Here is an 18,122-nt window from a genome sequence, read left to right on the forward strand (position 1 = left end):
AAAACCACCTTGTCAGCAGCGCGCACTCGTCGTAAGCCGCATGGCTGGAAAAAACGGGAGGATGACGGCGTGGGCGGACGATTTCTGTCGATTGGCGAATGTATGGTGGAACTGTCGCAGGCCGGCAACGGGCTGCTGCGTAAGGGTTTTGCCGGCGACACCTTTAATACCGCCTGGTATGCGCGCGCCTGCCTGCCGGAGGACTGGTCCGTCGATTATTTCACCGCACTCGGCGACGATCCGCTTTCGGAAGACATGCTGGCATTCATTGCGGAAGCCGGCATCGGCACGGAAAAAATCCGCCGCATCAAGGGCGGCACGCCCGGCCTTTACCTGATCAACCTGAAAGACGGCGAACGCACCTTCAGCTACTGGCGCAATGCCGCGGCGGCAAGACAGCTCGCTGCGGACGCGGACCACCTGCGCAAAACGGTCGAAAACGCCGACGTCGTCTATTTCTCCGGCATTACGCTCGCCATCCTCGCCTCCGCCCATGATGTCGATACATTCCTTGCGGAACTGCGCCGCGCCAAGGCGGCGGGCAAGCCCGTGGTCTTCGATCCCAACATCCGCCCGCGCCTCTGGGCGGACAAGGACATCATGCTGGAGACGATCTCCAATGGCGCCCGCGCCGCGACGCTTGTCATGCCGAGCTTCGACGACGAGGCGAGCCATTTCGGCGATACCTCCGTGGAAGCGACCATTGCCCGTTACCGTTCGCTCGGTGTTGAAAACATCGTTGTGAAGGACGGCGCCAAGGGCGCAACACTCGATTTCGGCGGCACCCGTAGCCACGCCCCGGCGATGAAGGCCGTTGAGGTGGTGGACACGACGAGCGCCGGCGACAGTTTCAACGGCGCCTTCCTCGCCCGTTATGTGACCGGAAGCTCTCCGGAAGAAGCGGCCACTTTCGCCGCAAGGGCGGCGGCAACCGTCATCGGCCACCACGGCGCGCTGATCAGCCCCGAATTGCTCCCTCTCGTCGGATAGCCGCCACGCCCGGCCAGCAAACAAGGTTTTGCAGCCGTCACAGACCCTGACATGATCCTGTAACACGCGCGCCGCATATACGGGCGGAAGCCGGGCAATGGGGATTCGCCCGTGCGCAGATGAGCAGGATCGGTGTTCATGACGAGAATCACGATTGTCACAGATGCCTGGCACCCGCAGGTCAACGGCGTGGTTCGCTCGATCGAGAACACCAATACCGAACTGGCGCGGCTCGGCGTCGACGTGCGCATGGTGACGCCGCAGAGTTTTTACAGCATCCCCTGCCCCACCTATCCGGAAATCCGCCTTTCGGTCGCCGGCTATCGCCGCGTGGCGGCGGAGATCGAAAAAAGCCAGCCCTCCTTCGTGCATATTGCCACAGAAGGGCCGCTGGGTTTCATGGCGCGGCGCTGGTGCGTCAAGAACCGCATGCGTTTTTCAACCAGCTATCACACCCGCTTCCCCGAATATGTGGCGGCGCGCTTTCCCGTGCCGGAAAGCTGGCTTTATGCCTTCGTGCGCTGGTTCCACAATGGCGGCAATACCTGCATGGTGGCGACGCCAAGCCTTGAGACAGAACTGGAGGCGCGCGGCGTGCGCAACCTCAAACGCTGGAGCCGCGGCATCGACGCCGAACTCTTCCATCCCCGCCCGAAGGCAAAGCTGCCCTTCGACCTGCCAAGACCGATTTTCATGACCGTGGGACGTGTAGCGGTGGAGAAGAACCTGCCGGAATTCCTCGATCTCGACCTGCCGGGATCTAAGGTCGTCATCGGCGACGGCCCAGCCCGCCATGAATTGCAGGAAAAATACCCTGACGTCCTTTTCACCGGCGTCAAGACCGGCGAGGATCTTGCCGACGCCTATGCGCAGGCCGATGTCTTCGTTTTCCCGTCCAAGACAGACACCTTCGGCAACACCATTCTGGAAGCTCTGGCAAGCGGCGTGCCCGTGGCCGCCTTCCCCGTTACCGGACCAATCGACATCCTTGGCGGCAACCCGGCGGCCGGAGCGCTGGACGACAATCTTCGCGATGCCTGTCTTGCCGCGCTTCATTGTTCGCCCCAGGCGGCGCTGACGCTCTCCAGGAGCTACAGCTGGGAAAAGGCATCCAGGCAATTCCTCGACAATGTCATTCATGCCGCTGGCAAATCGCTGCCGCTGCTCTCCCGCTCCCAACTTGCATGAGTCGATCCCCGAGATTTTCTTCAGGGATAGTGGACGAAACCGATCGGGAATGTCACAAGGCGACCAGGACGCGACTGCCGTTATCTTTAGAACGGGGTCGGGCTGCTGATTGACGTCAGGCGGCTGCCGCGAGATTACGCTGGCCGTCCTTTAGTCCGATAAACCGGTGCCTACCAGGCACCGACCAGAGATTCGCCCGTCAGTGGCACGGTCCGCGCCTTACCGTCCCGATCCGTTACCGACAGCGACGCGGCCATCTGCTTGGGCGACTTGCGGAACCAGTTGGCGGCGACGCTTGCCATATCGCCTATCATCGCGTGTTTGTGCCATTCGGCAAAGCGCTTGGCTGTTGCTTCCGGCTCCGAACGATAGAAGAAATCGCCGGATTGGCCGAGATCGTTGATGGATGCCGCCATGGCGGAGAGTGGCCGCTGGAACATTTTTGCCGGCACCGACAGCCCCCGGGCGCTATCGGCAAAAGCCGGCGCCATGAAATCGATCGCCCAGCCATCGGCATCGATCCAGCAGTGGAAATTCTCGCCCGCACCTGTCACGTAACCATCGTCGCGATGATCCGCGAACAGGAGCACCTTTCCGCCAAGATTATAGGCCGCAAGCCCGCCCTTCGGCACCGCTTTCACCTTGTAGTGCTGCTGCAGGATGAAGGCGCCGAAAGTGCTGAAATACATCGAGGCCGAAGCGGGATCGGCATTCTGGGCGAGGAGCAGGCTGTTGATGACGCGGTAGATCCGCTGATAGTCGGTCTGCTTGATCAGCATGATTTTTACTCTTCAAAACAAGGCGTTGGATGAGCGTCCGCCGCTTGTTTCTTCTCCCCGGCAGGGAGAAGTCCGCGGCAGCGGGATGAGGGGCTAGGCCAGCGATATACGGAGAGCTTGCCCCCTCATCTGACCCTTCGGGCCATCTTCTCCCCGGCAGGGAGAAGAAAATTGCCGCGACGTCTCACGCCAAAATCAACGTCTCTTCTTCGCCTTGCTCTCGAACGGATTGTCCGAGCCGCGATAATGTACGCGGATCGGCACGCCCGGCATGTCGAAATCCTTGCGCAGGCCATTGACGAGATAACGCGTATAGCTCTCCGGAATGGCTTCCGGCCGCGTGCAGGAAATCATGAAGGCGGGCGGGCGGGCCTTGACCTGCGTCATATATTTCAGCTTCAGGCGGCGGCCGGAGACGGCCGGCGGCGGGTGCTGCGTGGTCTGCGCGTCGAGCCAGCGGTTAAGCCTTGCGGTGGAGATGCGGCGGTTCCAGACCTTGTCGGTATCGATGATATTCTGCATCAGCCGGTCGAGGCCATACCCCGTCTGTCCGGAAATCGGCACGGCGCGAATACCGCGCGCCTGCGGCAGCAGACGCTCGGTCTTTTCACGCAGATCAGCCAGATAGGCCTGCGGGTCTTCGACGAGATCCCATTTGTTGAAGGCGAGCACGGCGGCGCGGCCTTCGCGAATGACGAGATCGACCAGCTGCAAATCCTGCTTTTCGAACGGAATGGTGCTGTCGAACACGATGACCACGGTTTCGGCGAAGCGGATGGAGCGCAGCGAATCCGCAACAGAGAGCTTTTCCAGCTTCTCCGTCACCTTGGCCTTGCGGCGCATGCCGGCCGTATCGAACATCTTGATGGTGCGGCCGCGCCAGTCCCATTCGACGGAAATACTGTCGCGGGTGATACCGGCTTCGGGGCCGGTCAAAAGGCGATCTTCGCCGAGGAAACGGTTGATCAGCGTCGACTTGCCCGCATTCGGCCGGCCGATGATGGCGACGCGCAGCGGCTTGGTCTCGTCATAGACGGGCTCTTCGTCTTCCTCGTCCTCGCTGCGTGGCAGAACGATATCCGTTTCCGCCTCGTCCACCTCCGGCGGGAAGGCGACGTCTTCGCCGATCGCCTCGACAATGGCGTCGCGCAGGTCGATCATTCCCTGGCCGTGCTCGGCCGAGATCGGGCAAGGATCGCCAAGACCGAGCGTGAAGGCATCGTAGAAACCGGCGTCGGAACCGCGCGCTTCGGATTTATTGGCCACCAGCACCACCGGCTTGCCGCGTCGGCGCAGCATTTCCGCCAGCGTCTCGTCGGCCGGCGTCAGGCCTGCCTTTGCATCCACGACGAAGAGTGTCACGTCGGCATCGTCGATCGCCGCTTCCGTCTGGGCCCACATGCGGCCCTGAAGCGTTTCCGGCCCGGATTGCTCCAGACCGGCGGTATCGATGATGGTGAAACGCAGGTCGACGAGTTTTGCCTCGCCAGGCCGGCGGTCGCGGGTCACGCCGGGCGTATCATCCACCAGCGCCAGCTTCTTTCCGACGAGACGGTTGAAAAGCGTGGACTTGCCGACATTGGGGCGCCCGACTATGGCGACGGTGAAGCTCATTGATCCTGGTTCCTTAAAGCACGTCTGCCCAAAACGTTACCTGTTTTGGGCAAAGGACATGCGTAAAATAATGCGTTGGATCGCTTTGGCAATGCGAAGATTGTCGGCGCGATCTCGGGCGGGGCAGCGGCGTTAGGCAGCCTTGCCCGAAGCGGTGATGTTATCGAGCATGATCTGCGCGCGGTTGGTGACGTTGCGCGGCGCCTGCGTGTCGCCGACGATCTGCTCGAACCATTGCTTGGCCTTGGCGAAATCGCCAGCCTTATAGGCGGCAAGACCGAGCGCCTCGCGGGCGGAAGCGCGCATGGTCTGGCCGTCAGTGCTGAGCGGTTCGGCAAGCGCAGCCACCTGATCATAGGTGCCATTATCGACCAGCAGCCAGGCGGCGCGAACCTTGGCGGCATCGCGGAAGACCTGCGGCGCGGAATTATCGTTGCCGATCGCGGTGAAGGCGGCGATCGCACCGGCCGCATCGCCCTTCTGTGACAGCAGCGTTGCCGAACGGAACTTCGCCAGAACGGGATAGTTGCCGTGACCGGAGGTTTCGAGATCGGCGAAGGCCTTCAGCGCCTCATCCGTCTTGTTTTCGGAAGCGAGCGTCAGGGCCGCCAGGAACTGATCGCCGGAATTGGAGGCACGGCTGGTGTTCCAGTATTCGTAGATGCCGGCACCGGCGGCACCGAGAACAACGAGGACGGCGGCACCCACGACCACGATACCGTAACGGCCCCAGAAGCGCGACAGCTGCTCGGAGCGGATCTGCTCGTTCACTTCGCGGATAAAGGTATCATTCTCGTTTGCCATCAAATTCTCCGTTACCCGCGCGGAGATCGTGTCCCGATCCATCCGTCCGCGGACATACCAAGCCGCTTACCCGGATCGGCAAAAGTAAGGCCAACCGGGTCATGGTCGGCCTTCTAGCCTATTTTGCCTGATATGTAAGGGGGAAACGTCGATTTCCTACATGGCGATGGGCTGAACGCCGATCAACCATTCGTGCAGTTTCAGGATGAAAGCCCCCCACAGAACGATGCCGCCGACGACCGCCACCAGATCGTAGCGGCTTGAAACGAAGTCCCGGACCACTTTTTCACCTGCCCGTTCCCGGCGCTTCAGCGAAATCCGCATCACCACGCCCCAGGCAAGGAACGACACGAAAAGCAGGATCGAAGACGTTTCTCCATTGGCGAGAAGATGCGCGAGCGCCCAGATTTTGACGGCCAGAATGAGCGGATGTTTGGTCTTCGTTGCGATATGGCCAGCCGGGATGAGGCTGGCCACGAGACAGATCATCGCCAGCAACATCAGGGTAATGGCGATGTGGCTCATCCAGACCGGCGGATACCACAGCATGCCCGTCTCCTGCCGCGCTTCGCCGAAAGCGTAAATGACAAGGCCGAGCGTGATGAGGCTGACGACGGAATAAACGCCCTTGAATGGCCCTTCACCCATCGTCGCGATCATGCGCGCGCGAAACTGCGGTGCGATCACCTTCAGGAGATGGGTGAGCAAAAACAAGGCAAGACAGAGTGCGAGAAAAAGCATGAACACGGCCCCCGGAGTGGAACGAAGCGGCTCAATCACCGCAGTCAAGAACAGGAATTAGGCTGAAAGTCATGAAAACGCCAGACTATTCAAAGCTTCGCCTTATTCCACCCGCAAAAGGCCACGGTGTTCATATGACGGAAGACTGATGTTTCGCCCCTTTGCCGCCTTTTCCCTGTCGCTTCTCGCCGCCCTTCCCGCTTTTGCGCAAGAGGTGCAGAAGCCGAAGCAGCTTGTCATCGTTTCCTTCGACGGTGCGGGCGACAATACGCTGTGGGAAAGAAGCCGGGCGACGGCGAAAGAAGTCGGGGCGCATTTCACCTATTTTCTCGCCTGTACGCTGGTGATGGATCGCAAGACCAGCGCCAAGACCTATCAGGGACCGGGCCAGAAGGCCGGCCGCTCCAATGTCGGCTTCGGCCAGTCGCCGGATGAGGTGGAGGCAAGGCTTAGAAACATCTGGGCCGCCTATCGCGAAGGCCACGAGATCGCCAACCACACCTGCGGCCATTTCGACGGCGGGCAATGGACCGCCGAACAGTGGGACGGCGAATTCACCACCTTCACCAGCACGCTGGAAAACGCCTGGCAGATGATCGGCAAGAAGGGCGAGGAGCCCGAAGGCTGGCGCGACATGGTCAAAAAGATCAATGGTTTCCGCGCGCCCTATCTGTCGCAGGGTCCGGCGCTGACCGCCGCGCAGAAAAAGCACGGCTTCGTTTACGACGCCACCAGCATCACCAAGGGACCGGAATGGCCGGTGGAGCGGGAAGGTATCCAGCATTTCGGCCTGCCGCTGATACCCGAAGGCCCGGGCAACCGCCCGATCATTGCCATGGATTACAACCTCTTCATCCGCCACTCCGTCGGCGTCGAAACGCCCGATCGCTCGGGCGAGTTCGAAGAGCGCGCCTACACTGCCTTCCGCAACGCTTTCGACAGGCAGTACAATGGCGAACGCATTCCCCTGCAGATGGGCTTTCACTTCGTGAAAATGAATGGCGGCGCCTACTGGAACGCCTATGAAAGGCTGCTGCGCGAGGTTTGCCACAAGACCGATGTCGCCTGTGTTAGCTATGCTGAAGCCATGCCGATGATCGAGGCGCGCAAGAAGCTGAAGACCGAGGGCTGAAACCTCTTCATGAAAAAAGGCGGCCGATTGGCCGCCTTTTTGTTTGTCAGGGTCGATCAGCATCCAGCTCGCCGCCTCTTGCTTCCCGAAGCAGGTAGCGCTGGTCGATTTCAGGCAGTTCCTGCCCTTCGATGGCCGCTTCGAAAGCTTTAAGACGTTTGTAGATCGACAGGAGTTCAACAATGGTCGTCCATGAGTTGACGAGGTACTGGAACGAGCCACGGACCTGTTCAAAAACGTTGAGTACCTGGTTCATCAGCCCGAGCGTTACCTTGCCGGCAACGATCGACGGGATGAGTACCAGTGTGCCAAAGATGTTGTCCGCCTGCAGATAAAAGATGCGGGCGACGTTGAAGTAGAGATAGTGGAAATAGAGGCGGAAATAATTCTTCCGGACATTCGCGAACAACTCGCTGATGGTCAGGGGATCCGCGCGATCTTCATGGTCTTCACCATAGACAAGTTCTTTTCGATACGCCGCTTCGACGCGCTGATTGCGGAACTCGAGGCCGGGCAGTTTGATACCCACGAGCGCCAGGAAAACGGTTCCGAACACTGACCAAACGATCGCAGCCCATACCAGCGCATGCGGCACGGTCCCGAAAAACGGCAGGTCCGTGATGGTTTCCGAGAAAGTGAACAGGACAGGTAGAAATGCAATCAGAGTCATGATCGCACGCACGAAGCCCACGCCCAGCCCCTCGACCGTGGAGGAAAAGCGCATCGTATCTTCCTGCACACGCTGCGAGGCACCTTCAATATGCCGCAGACGATCCCAGTTCGACATGTAGAATTCGTTCATCGCCGTGCGCCACCGGAAAATGTAGTGGCTGACGAAAAACAGATTTAGAACGCCAACGAAGATGGCGACGAAGGCAATGCCTGCGAAACCAAGCGACCCCATATATAGCTGCTCAGCCGTAACAGGCGCCGTTCGCGCCAGAGCCTGCTGGATGAGGTCGTAGAACGGCCCGTACCAGGCATTCACCGCAACACTCACCTGCACCGAAAAATACGTCGCGAAAATAATAAGCGCCGAACCGAGCACTGACCAGTTTTGCCAGCGATGGGGCCGATACCAGAACCAGAATGCGGAAAAGATCAGCGCGGCAACGGCGTAATAGATGTAGAACCACAGGAACGGCGTGGACCAGAAAACCGAAACGCCGATGACAGGCTCCTGTCCGGCAGGCAAAGGCGGCAGGCCAATAGCGGCGCCCCAATTGCGGCCGCCGGCATACCAAACGCCGATCATGGCCATCGCCCAGACGAAGGCAGACGTGAAGAACAATTTCGGTTTGGGAAAGAAGGAATGAAACACGTTTCGAACTCACGCGCGTTTGAAATCAGCCATTATTGGCGAAGCACTAGATTGCCCGAACCTAGGGCAGAAATTTGTGCACAGCAACGGCGAAGCGCTGACCTTAACAAGATGTAAGGCAGAGTCCGCGGACGATACCCAGCGGAAACGCAGGATGAAAGGGGAAGAGACGGCGGCCCGCGGCCTTAACCACGCCGCTCCGTGGCGAGCACCGGCAGCATCAGCAGAATGCTGACGACGAGCACGGCGGAGGCGAGAACGCTGGGCGCGGTAAAACTTCCCGTCGCCTCGGCAATCCAGCCGGCGGCAAGCGGCCCGACGATCTGGCCCGTCCCGAAAGCGGCTGTCATCAGCGCAAAGGCGCGACGCGGGCTCGGACCCGCAAATTCCCGGCCGAGCTGTAGCCCGTAAGCAGTGATGACCATGAAGGTCAGCCCCAGGAGCAGACCACCCATGAGCACACCGGACACGGGCGGCAGCATCACGGAGGCGAAGACGCCGACGGCTTCCACGGCAAGAACGATCACGAAAGCACGTTTCAGCCCCTGCGCCCTCAATAGCGGCTTCCAGAGGAACAGGGATACCGCAGCGGCGCAGCCGGTGATGAACCAGGCGAGGAACTCCACGAAAACACCGGCTGCTGCCATGCGCGCTATCGCCACGATGAAGGTGGCTGTGATGACATAACCGAAGCCAAAAAGACCGTAGGCCAACGTCGTCAGGAAAAGCGGTCGTGTCCAGCTGAGCGGCGGTTCCGCCACCGCGGAAGCATGCCGCGGCGGGCCTGCCGGCAATATCCTGAAGACGAGCATAAAGGTCAGGAAGGAGAAGACGGCGCCGGCGATCCATTCCTCCCGCCACGAGGCGCCACCCCCATCGAACACGACACCGATGAGATAGACCGCAAGCGAGGAGATTGCGATCCCCGCGCCAACGCCCCCATAATGCAACGCCTGGATATTGTCCCTGCCGGCCTTGACGGCATGGCCGATGACGATCTGCGAGGTGAAGATCATGGTCAGCGCACTGGCTATGCCGGCGAGAAACCGGATGACTGTGAAAGCGGCGACGGAATTGAAAGCCGCCATCGCCAACAAAAGCGCTCCGGTTGCAAAAAGGCCGCTCAGCGCCACCAGCCTTTCCCGTCCCGAGCCCCATGAATAGGCGGCGAGAACCGCACCCGCCAGATAACCGGCAAAATTACCAGCCGCCACGATCCCCGCATCCCCCGCAGACAAGGGCACGTTCGCCATCATGCCGGGCAGGATCGGCGTAAAGGAAAAACGGCCGAAGCCCATGGCGGAGGCCATCATCAGCGCACCGGCGAAACCGAGCGCTGTCAGATGTCTGGCGGAAAGTGGCTTGTCGATGCTCATGCATGGCTTATCGCAACGGGGAGGATAAGGGACAAGCGAGTTATTTTGATCGGCGTTATAAGCAGTCGTTATCGGTCAAGCGGTGAGCATCGAGGGTGCCGCGTATTTCCTCTCCCCGCCAGGGAGAAAGTGGCTCGAAGGGTCGGATGAGGGGGCCAGGTTGCCGGATTTCGGAGAGCTTGCCCCCTCATCCCGCTGCCGCGGACTTCTCCCCCGCCGGGGAGAAGAAACAAGCGGCACGCGCCCGCTCCGACAGCGAAAACGAGGCGGCTAAGGAGGCGTCGTCAGTCCGCGAGCGTCAGCACCAGCGGTCCGTTCTTGGTCGCGACCACGGTATGCTCATACTGTACCGTCGGCGCGCTTGGATCGCTGTAGAGCGTCCACGGATCATCATCGCCGTCTTCCGCCCAGTAAGCCCCCGTCGAAAGAAATGGCTCGACAGTGAAGACCATGCCTTCCTGCATGATGCGCCGCTCATCCTTGTCCGGCCAGGTCGCCAGTTCCTTCGGCTCCTCGTGCAGCGAACGGCCAATGCCATGGCTCGCCAGATTGGTGATCAGCGTGTAGCGGTTTTTCTTGGCGAAAGCGCCGATGGCATTACCGATATCGGCAAAGGGACGGCCGGTCTTCACCTGCTGCAGGCCTGTCCACATGGCGCGCTTGCCATCGCGGCACAGCCGCTCGATTTCCTTTTTGACCGGCGGCACGGCGAAAGACGAACCCGTGTCGCCGAAAAAACCGTTCTTCACAGCCGAGACATCGATATTGACGAGGTCGCCCGCCTTGATAATGCGCGCTCCCGGAATGCCGTGGGCCACTTCCTCGTTGACGCTGATGCAGGTCGCACCGGGAAACTTGTAGCAGAACTCCGGCGCCGATTCCGCATCGTTATCCTCGAGCACCTTGCGGCCGATGGCATCCAGTTCGGCCGTGGTGATGCCCGGTTCCAGCGCATCCGCCATGGTCTGCATGGCAACGGCGCATATACGGCCGATATCCTTCAGCATGACCAGTTCTTCGTCGGTGGAGATAACCATATGTCTTTCCGTCATTGTGAATGGCGGGTCTCGTGGCGCCCGCCTTGGTAATCATGAGGCCGTGGCTTTCACCGGATCGGCGCTCCCCGTCAATTCTTTTCTGACGATCGGAGCGACTTTCGTACCATAAAGCTCGATGCCGCGCATGATCTGATCGTGCGGCATCAGGCCGATGGCCATCTGCAGCAGGAAGCGATCATTCCTGAACACCCCATGCGCCTTGATGATCTTTTCTGCCACCAGCTCCGGCTCGCCGAGAAAAAGATTGCCTTCCGGGCCACGCGCTGCATCGAAATGGGCGCGGTTGGTCGGCCCCCAGCCGCGCTCGCGGCCGATGCGGTTCATCACCTCCGCCTGCGGCCCGTAAAACTGATCGGCCGCCTTGTCGGTGGTATCGGCAATAAAGCCATGCACGTTGATGCTGGTGCGCAGTGTCGTCTTATCCTGACCGGCCCGCCGGGCAGCCTCGTGGTAGAGATCGAACAGCGGCGCGAACCGGCGATATTCGCCCCCGATGATGGCGAGCGCTACCGGCAGCCCCATGGCGCCGGCGCGGGCGACCGATTGCGGCGTGCCGCCAACGGCGATCCAGACAGGCAGACGTTCCTGCAGCGGTCGGGGATAAACGCCCCGACCGTTGATGGCCGGGTGCTTGGTGCCCGACCAGGTGACGATTTCCTGTTCGCGCAGCGCCAGCAGCAGATCGAGCTTTTCGGCAAACAGCACGTCGTAATCTTCCAGATCATAACCGAACAGCGGATAGGATTCGATGAAGGAGCCGCGCCCCGCCATGATCTCGGCACGGCCGTTCGACAGGAGATCGACGGTGGAAAACTGCTGGAACACGCGAACGGGATCATCCGAACTCAGCACCGAAACGGCGCTCGTCAGACGTATGTTCTTCGTCTTCACCGCCGCCGCAGCAAGCACGGTGGAGGGCGAGGACACAACATAGTCCGGGCGGTGATGTTCGCCGAGCCCGAACACATCGAGACCTACCTGGTCGGCAAGTTCGATTTCCTCCAGAAGCTCCCTGAGCCGGCGCGCGCCTTCCGGCCCCCGGCCATCGGCGGGGTTCGGGTTGACATCCGCGAAAGTGTAAAGACCGAGTTCCATGAACATACCTCTGTTTGCCTGTCCGAGAGATAGGGACTGAGGGCTCCGCAGACAAACGCATAATATGGAAGTTTAGCTTCGAAAAAATGGATGGGCGCCGCCGGATCCGCGTCCTGTGACCCCGGACAGAAATGGCGATTGCCAGCCTGCCTTCTTGGGCATACGCTGGTTAAATATGTGCGAAGTAATGCAAAAAGGGGAAAGCATGCATCGGACAGTTATCGTGACAGGCTCCACGAGCGGCATCGGCCTTGCCATTGCCCAGCGATTTGCAAGGGAGGGCGCAAATGTCGTGCTGAACGGTTTCGGCGACGAGGACGAGATCGAAAAACTCCGTCTGGTGCTGGAAGCCGAAAGCGGCGGGCGCGTGCTTTACCATCCCGCAGACATGACGAAACCGGACGAGATCGCCGATCTCATCCAGTCGTCGCACGATAAGCTCGGCTCCGTCGACGTGCTCATCAACAATGCCGGCATCCAGCATATCGCACCCATCGAGGAGTTTCCGACGGAAAAATGGGACTGGATCATCGCCATCAATCTGACCAGTTCCTTCCATACCATGCGCGCCGCGATACCGCTGATGAAGAAGGCTGGCAAAGGCCGCATCATCAACATTTCCTCGGCCCATGGCCTCGTCGCCTCGCCGTTCAAATCGGCCTATGTGGCCGCAAAACACGGCATCATGGGCCTGACGAAAACGGCGGCGCTGGAGCTTGCGCAGACCGGGGTTACCGTCAACGCCATCTGTCCCGGTTATGTGCTCACCCCGCTGGTGGAAAAACAGATACCTGAGATGGCCAAGGTGCGTGGCATCAGCGAAGAGGCGGTGAAGAACGACGTGATGCTGGAATTGCAGGCGACGAAGCAATTCGTCACCGTCGATGATGTCGCGACCGCGGCCATATTCCTGGCCAGCGACGCCGCCAGCAACATCACCGGCACGCATATTTCCGTCGACGGTGGATGGACGGCACAATAATCGCCAAATTTTCTTTCCGTTATGGAAAGAATGAATTGCCAAAACGGAAATCGATATGCCTGCCGGGGCGTGCATAGATGAACAACAAGAAACCGGCTCGGCGGCCGGACAAAAAGCAAGGCATTGCATGAACGACGCGATCAGCTTCATCCTCAACAGCGAAACGATCTCGCTTAGGGATTTCGGACCGACAGACACGCTTCTCGATTACCTCCGCATCAGCAAGCGGTTGACCGGGACCAAGGAAGGCTGCGCGGAAGGCGACTGCGGCGCGTGCACGGTGCTGGTTGGGCGGCTGCTGGACGGTTCGCTGCGTTATGAAAGCGTCAATGCCTGCATCCGTTTTCTGGGCTCGCTGCACGGCACCCATATCGTGACAGTGGAGCATCTGGCAGCCCGCGACGGCACGTTGCATCCCGTGCAGCAGGCCATGGTGGATTTCCACGGCTCGCAATGCGGCTTTTGCACGCCGGGCTTCATCATGTCGCTTTACGGCCTGTGGCTGACCAGCGAAAACCCAGGCCGCGCCGATATCGAGAAGGCGCTGCAAGGCAATCTCTGTCGGTGCACGGGTTACGAGCCGATCGTAAAGGCCGCCGAAAAAATCGCTGCCGCCCGCCCGAGCGCCCTGTTCGACCCGCTGCAACGCGACCGCACCGATATCATGGCACGGCTTTGGGCGATCCGCGAAAACGAGACGATCACGATCGTCAGCGGCGAAGACCGCACCATAATTCCGGCAACGCTTGCTGATCTTACCGAAATCTACGCCGCGGAGCCGAAAGCGACCATCGTTGCCGGCTCAACCGATGTCGGCCTGTGGGTGACGAAGCAGATGCGGGCGCTGAACCCTGTCATTTTCATCAACAATCTCGGCGACCTGCAGACCATCACGGTGGGGGAAGACGGTATCACGCTCGGCGCGGGCGTCACCTACAGCCAGGCCTTCAAGACCATCGCAGAGCATTTCCCGCCGCTTGCCCGGTTGTTCGATCGTCTCGGCGGCGAGCAGGTGCGCAACATGGGCACCATCGGCGGCAACATCGCCAATGGCTCGCCTATCGGAGATACACCGCCGGCGCTGATCGCGCTTAACGCGACGCTGACTCTGCGTTCTTCCTCGGGAAACCGCAGCCTGCCGCTGGAAAGCTATTTCATCGATTACGGCAAACAGGACCGGCTCAGCGGCGAATTCGTCGAAAAGCTCTTCATTCCGTTCCTGAATCCTGCAAGCCGCTATGCCGTCTACAAGATTTCCAAACGCCGCGACGAGGATATTTCCGCGCTGTGCGGAGCGTTCAATTTGACGCTTGATGCTGAGGGCGCAGTCGAAGACATCCGCATCGCCTTCGGCGGCATGGCCGGTACGCCGAAACGCGCTGCACATCTGGAGGCGGCGCTTCTCGGTAAAGCGTGGTCGCAGGACACGATTGATGCCGCGCGCGATGCGTTGGACGAGGATTTCACCCCGCTGACCGACTGGCGGGCGACCGCCGAATATCGGCAACTGACGGCCAAGAATTTGCTGACACGGTTTTTCCTCGAGACAGCAGGGGAAAAGCAGGAACTTGCCCGCTTCTCGCTGGAGGAGGCTTGAACCATGGACACCACAAGCTTCGACAAGACCAAGACCGAAATCGACGGCCCGATGCACACCTCGCTCCGGCACGATTCCGCCCACAAGCACGTGACGGGCAGCGCCGAATATATCGACGATATTCCCGAACCCGCGGGCCTCATCCACGGCGCGCTGGGAATGGCGGACCGTGCCCACGCGGAAATTGTGTCGATGGACCTCTCCGAGGTCGAAGCCACACCAGGCGTTCTCTGGGTGATGACCGGTAAGGACGTGCCCGGCGAAAATGACATTTCCTCCGGCGGCCGCCACGACGAGCCGCTGCTTGCCGAAACAAAGGTGGAATTCCACGGCCAGCCGATCTTCGCGGTCTTCGCCGAGACGCGCGATATTGCTCGCAAGGCCGCCCGGAAAGCAAAGATCACCTATAAGGATCTGCCGCATTTCACCGACATCGATACGGCGATTGAAAATGGCGGCGCGCTCGTCATCGATCCGATGACGCTGAAGCGTGGCGATGCGAAGCTGGAAATGGATGTCGCGCCACGCCGCCTCACCGGCACGATGCGGATCGGCGGACAGGAACATTTTTACCTCGAGGGCCACATCGCCATGGCGGTGCCGGGCGAAGACGATGATGTGACGGTGTGGAGCTCCACCCAGCATCCGAGCGAAATCCAGCACATCGTCAGCCACATCCTGCAGGTGCCATCCAATGCAGTCACCGTGCAGGTGCGCCGCATGGGCGGCGGTTTCGGCGGCAAGGAAACGCAGGGCAACCAGTTCGCCGCGCTCTGCGCCATCGCCGCGAAGAAGCTGAACCGGGCCGTGAAAATCCGGCCGGACCGCGACGAGGACATGACGGCAACAGGCAAACGCCACGATTTCCGCGTCGATTACGAGCTGGGCTTCGATGACGAGGGCCGAATCCACGCCGTCGATGCCACCTATGCCGCCCGCTGCGGTTTTTCTTCCGATCTGTCCGGCCCGGTCACGGACCGAGCGCTGTTCCATGCGGATTCCAGCTATTTCTATCCGCATGTTCACCTTAGCTCGCGGCCGCTCAAAACCCACACCGTCTCCAACACCGCCTTTCGCGGTTTCGGCGGCCCGCAGGGCATGCTCGGCGCGGAACGATTTATCGAAGAAATCGCCTATGCCGTCGGCAAGGACCCGCTCGATATCCGCAAGCTGAATTTCTACGGCGAGACCGGTTCCGGCCGCACCACGACGCCCTATCATCAGGAAGTCGAGGACAACATCATCGCCCGCGTTGTCGAGGAGCTGGAGACGTCAAGCGACTATCGCGCACGACGCGAGGCGATCGTCGAATTCAACAAAACCAGCCCGGTCATCCGCAAGGGCATTGCGCTCACCCCTGTCAAATTCGGCATCTCCTTCACCATGACCGCCTTCAACCAGGCCGGAGCGCTGGTGCATATCTATAATGACGGCTCCATCCATCTGAACCATGGCGGCACCGAAATGGGCCAGGGCCTTTACACCAAGGTGGCGCAGGTCGTGGCCGATGCCTTCCAGGTGGATATCAACAGGGTGAAAATCACCGCCACCACCACGGGCAAGGTACCGAACACGTCAGCCACCGCCGCCTCGTCAGGCACCGACCTTAACGGCATGGCCGCTTATGACGCCGCCCGCCAGATCCGCGATCGGCTGATCAAATTCGCCGCCGAGAACTGGAACGTGCCGGAAGAGGAAGTCGTCTTCCTGCCGAACCGGGTCCGCATCGGCCTTGAGGAAATCGCCTTCAACGACTTCATCAAAAAGGCCTATTTCGCCCGCGTGCAGCTTTCCGCCGCCGGTTTTTATAAGACGCCGAAAATCCACTGGGATCGCGCCGCCGGCCGTGGCACGCCGTTTTATTATTTCGCCTATGGCGCGGCGTGCTCGGAAGTATCGATCGACACGCTGACCGGTGAATACCTGATGGAACGTACCGATATCCTCCACGATGTCGGCAAGTCGCTCAACCCGGCCATCGATATCGGCCAGATCGAGGGCGCCTTCGTGCAGGGCATGGGCTGGCTGACCACGGAGGAATTGTGGTGGGACGGCAAGGGGCGGCTGCGCACCCACGCGCCTTCCACCTACAAGATCCCGCTCGCCTCCGACCGGCCGAAGAGCTTCAACGTCAGGCTGGCGGAATGGTCGGAAAATGCCGAACCCACCATTGGCCGCTCCAAGGCCGTGGGCGAACCACCCTTCATGCTGGCCATCTCGGTTCTCGAAGCCCTCTCCATGGCCGTCGCTTCCGTGGCAGATTACAAGGTCTGCCCACGCCTCGACGCGCCAGCAACGCCGGAGCGGGTGCTGATGGCGGTGGAACGGTTGAAGAAGGTTTGAGGGAGGACGTACCCATGCGGCCGAGCCCCCTCATCCGTCCCTTCGGGCCACCTTCTCCCCGTCGGGGAGAAGAAAGATGCCGCATCGCCTCACCCTTCCTGCAAGCACGTAAGATGGACGGAGCCAGTGCTCCGGGTTTCTTCTCCCCGCCGGGGAGAAGGTGGAGCGCAGCGCCGGATGAGGGGGCCAGCCCCAATGCCTGACGCCTCCCTCTCCACTTTCCTCGCCCGCTACACCTCCACAATCCTCGTGGAAATCGAAGCCGTGAAAGGCTCGTCACCGCGCGAGGCCGGCACCTTCATGCTGGTCAGCCAGGAGGCCATCTGGGAAACCATCGGCGGCGGCCAGTTCGAATATATGGCCATAGACCATGCCCGCGCCATGCTGCGCAGCGGTGTTGCCGGAGACCGCATGGATATACCACTCGGCCCCGAAATCGGCCAATGCTGCGGCGGGCGCACCCTCCTGCGCTTTCGGCTGGTCACTGCGGATATTGCCGCTGCGCTTGAGGCAAGGCAGAAGGGCGAAGCCGAGCAGCAGCCCGCCGTTTTCATTTTTGGTGCCGGCCACGTGGGCAAGGCGCTGGCTGAGGCCCTGTCGCTGTTGCCCCTGACCCTGACCGTGATCGAAACACGCGAAAACGAGCTGCGCGATCTTCCGTCTGCAGCGGCGTCCATACTCACCCCCATGCCGGAAGCATTCGTTCGCAAAATCCCGGCAAATGGGGCCGCGGTCATCGTCACCCACGATCATGCACTCGATTTCATGATCGCGAAGGAGGCGCTCGCCCGCAACGATCTCGCCTATGTCGGCATGATCGGCTCGAAGACCAAACGCGCTACCTTTGCCCATTGGCTGGAGCGGGAAGACGAGCCGCCTTCCCGCCTTGCGAAACTCATCCTACCCATCGGCGGCAGCGGCGTCAGGGACAAGCGTCCCGCCGTTATAGCGGCCCTTGTGGCAGCCGAGTTGCTTCAAGCATTTTCCGCTGCCGAAACCCGCCGCAGCGGTAATCAATACGGCCATCCTCAAGGCCTAGATCTCGCTTGAGCGCGTCCGGCAGGCTTTCATCCGCCAGATTGTCGGGTTGGAGGCTCTCTAG

15 protein-coding genes are annotated in these 18,122 nt (G+C 60.6%); 7 read left to right on the plus strand and 8 right to left on the minus strand.

The window, feature by feature from the left end:
* Positions 1-69 precede the first annotated feature (69 nt).
* Positions 70-990, plus strand: coding sequence for a sugar kinase (locus HQN82_RS09185; RefSeq protein WP_173614785.1), 921 nt, complete (start codon positions 70-72; stop codon positions 988-990).
* 138 nt (positions 991-1,128) lie between these two features.
* Positions 1,129-2,178 (plus strand): bifunctional monoglucosyl/glucuronosyl diacylglycerol synthase, encoded by a 1,050-nt coding sequence (locus tag HQN82_RS09190; protein WP_022556737.1) that lies wholly within the window; start codon positions 1,129-1,131, stop codon positions 2,176-2,178.
* 170 nt (positions 2,179-2,348) lie between these two features.
* On the opposite strand, the gene HQN82_RS09195 is transcribed toward HQN82_RS09190, so the two are convergent.
* The 4 genes from HQN82_RS09195 to HQN82_RS09210 form a co-directional block, all read right to left on the minus strand.
* Positions 2,349-2,957 (minus strand): DUF2026 family protein, encoded by a 609-nt coding sequence (locus HQN82_RS09195; RefSeq protein ID WP_112554139.1) that lies wholly within the window; start codon positions 2,955-2,957, stop codon positions 2,349-2,351.
* A 195-nt stretch (positions 2,958-3,152) separates the two neighbouring features.
* The gene (gene der, locus HQN82_RS09200) at positions 3,153-4,571 is read right to left on the minus strand and encodes a ribosome biogenesis GTPase Der (protein ID WP_173614786.1); all 1,419 of its coding nucleotides are present in this window, start codon (positions 4,569-4,571) and stop codon (positions 3,153-3,155) included.
* A 132-nt stretch (positions 4,572-4,703) separates the two neighbouring features.
* Positions 4,704-5,375, minus strand: coding sequence for a tetratricopeptide repeat protein (locus HQN82_RS09205; protein WP_004443073.1), 672 nt, complete (start codon positions 5,373-5,375; stop codon positions 4,704-4,706).
* A gap of 156 nt (positions 5,376-5,531) precedes the next feature.
* Positions 5,532-6,116, minus strand: coding sequence for an NnrU family protein (locus HQN82_RS09210; protein WP_006699417.1), 585 nt, complete (start codon positions 6,114-6,116; stop codon positions 5,532-5,534).
* A gap of 148 nt (positions 6,117-6,264) precedes the next feature.
* On the opposite strand from HQN82_RS09210, the gene HQN82_RS09215 reads away from it, so the two are divergent.
* Positions 6,265-7,248, plus strand: a complete 984-nt coding sequence (locus tag HQN82_RS09215; RefSeq protein WP_173614787.1) for a polysaccharide deacetylase family protein — start codon at positions 6,265-6,267, stop codon at positions 7,246-7,248.
* Between the two features lie 46 nt (positions 7,249-7,294).
* On the opposite strand, the gene bacA is transcribed toward HQN82_RS09215, so the two are convergent.
* From bacA to HQN82_RS09235, 4 genes are all read right to left on the minus strand, one after another.
* Positions 7,295-8,569: a bacteroid development protein BacA gene (gene bacA, locus HQN82_RS09220; RefSeq protein ID WP_006699415.1), complete on the minus strand. Its 1,275-nt coding sequence runs from the start codon at positions 8,567-8,569 to the stop codon at positions 7,295-7,297.
* A gap of 185 nt (positions 8,570-8,754) precedes the next feature.
* Positions 8,755-9,945 carry an MFS transporter gene (locus tag HQN82_RS09225; protein WP_022556741.1) on the minus strand — a complete coding sequence of 397 codons (1,191 nt, stop codon included), beginning with the start codon at positions 9,943-9,945 and terminating at the stop codon, positions 8,755-8,757.
* 284 nt (positions 9,946-10,229) lie between these two features.
* Entirely contained in the window at positions 10,230-10,982 is a 753-nt protein-coding gene (map, locus tag HQN82_RS09230; protein WP_004443083.1) for a type I methionyl aminopeptidase, read from the minus strand.
* A 51-nt stretch (positions 10,983-11,033) separates the two neighbouring features.
* Positions 11,034-12,098: an LLM class flavin-dependent oxidoreductase gene (locus HQN82_RS09235; RefSeq protein WP_004443085.1), complete on the minus strand. Its 1,065-nt coding sequence runs from the start codon at positions 12,096-12,098 to the stop codon at positions 11,034-11,036.
* A 205-nt stretch (positions 12,099-12,303) separates the two neighbouring features.
* Between HQN82_RS09235 and HQN82_RS09240 the strand changes: the two genes are divergently transcribed.
* The 4 genes from HQN82_RS09240 (at position 12,304) to xdhC (ending at position 18,070) form a co-directional block, all read left to right on the plus strand.
* Positions 12,304-13,080 carry a 3-hydroxybutyrate dehydrogenase gene (locus tag HQN82_RS09240; protein WP_004443086.1) on the plus strand — a complete coding sequence of 259 codons (777 nt, stop codon included), beginning with the start codon at positions 12,304-12,306 and terminating at the stop codon, positions 13,078-13,080.
* Between the two features lie 127 nt (positions 13,081-13,207).
* Entirely contained in the window at positions 13,208-14,677 is a 1,470-nt protein-coding gene (gene xdhA / locus HQN82_RS09245) for a xanthine dehydrogenase small subunit (RefSeq protein ID WP_112766633.1), read from the plus strand.
* Between the two features lie 3 nt (positions 14,678-14,680).
* Positions 14,681-17,020 (plus strand): xanthine dehydrogenase molybdopterin binding subunit, encoded by a 2,340-nt coding sequence (xdhB, locus tag HQN82_RS09250; RefSeq protein ID WP_173614788.1) that lies wholly within the window; start codon positions 14,681-14,683, stop codon positions 17,018-17,020.
* A 195-nt stretch (positions 17,021-17,215) separates the two neighbouring features.
* On the plus strand, positions 17,216-18,070 hold the full coding sequence (gene xdhC, locus HQN82_RS09255; protein WP_173614789.1) for a xanthine dehydrogenase accessory protein XdhC: 855 nt from the start codon (positions 17,216-17,218) through the stop codon (positions 18,068-18,070).
* Positions 18,071-18,122: the final 52 nt, after the last annotated feature.

It is taken from the genome of Agrobacterium pusense, from assembly GCF_013285525.1.
Classification (GTDB): domain Bacteria; phylum Pseudomonadota; class Alphaproteobacteria; order Rhizobiales; family Rhizobiaceae; genus Agrobacterium; species Agrobacterium pusense.

What these genes read in the sequence shown, in the direction of transcription:
- HQN82_RS09190 (WP_022556737.1), top strand. Translation starts at nt 1,129, where the DNA reads ATGACGAGAATCACGATTGTCACAGATGCCTGGCACCCGCAGGTCAAC.
- HQN82_RS09195 (WP_112554139.1), bottom strand. Translation starts at nt 2,957, where the DNA reads ATGCTGATCAAGCAGACCGACTATCAGCGGATCTACCGCGTCATCAAC.
- der (WP_173614786.1), bottom strand. Translation starts at nt 4,571, where the DNA reads ATGAGCTTCACCGTCGCCATAGTCGGGCGCCCCAATGTCGGCAAGTCC.
- HQN82_RS09205 (WP_004443073.1), bottom strand. Translation starts at nt 5,375, where the DNA reads ATGGCAAACGAGAATGATACCTTTATCCGCGAAGTGAACGAGCAGATC.
- HQN82_RS09210 (WP_006699417.1), bottom strand. Translation starts at nt 6,116, where the DNA reads ATGCTTTTTCTCGCACTCTGTCTTGCCTTGTTTTTGCTCACCCATCTC.
- HQN82_RS09215 (WP_173614787.1), top strand. Translation starts at nt 6,265, where the DNA reads ATGTTTCGCCCCTTTGCCGCCTTTTCCCTGTCGCTTCTCGCCGCCCTT.
- HQN82_RS09225 (WP_022556741.1), bottom strand. Translation starts at nt 9,945, where the DNA reads ATGAGCATCGACAAGCCACTTTCCGCCAGACATCTGACAGCGCTCGGT.
- map (WP_004443083.1), bottom strand. Translation starts at nt 10,982, where the DNA reads ATGGTTATCTCCACCGACGAAGAACTGGTCATGCTGAAGGATATCGGC.
- HQN82_RS09235 (WP_004443085.1), bottom strand. Translation starts at nt 12,098, where the DNA reads ATGGAACTCGGTCTTTACACTTTCGCGGATGTCAACCCGAACCCCGCC.
- HQN82_RS09240 (WP_004443086.1), top strand. Translation starts at nt 12,304, where the DNA reads ATGCATCGGACAGTTATCGTGACAGGCTCCACGAGCGGCATCGGCCTT.
- xdhA (WP_112766633.1), top strand. Translation starts at nt 13,208, where the DNA reads ATGAACGACGCGATCAGCTTCATCCTCAACAGCGAAACGATCTCGCTT.
- xdhB (WP_173614788.1), top strand. Translation starts at nt 14,681, where the DNA reads ATGGACACCACAAGCTTCGACAAGACCAAGACCGAAATCGACGGCCCG.
- xdhC (WP_173614789.1), top strand. Translation starts at nt 17,216, where the DNA reads ATGCCTGACGCCTCCCTCTCCACTTTCCTCGCCCGCTACACCTCCACA.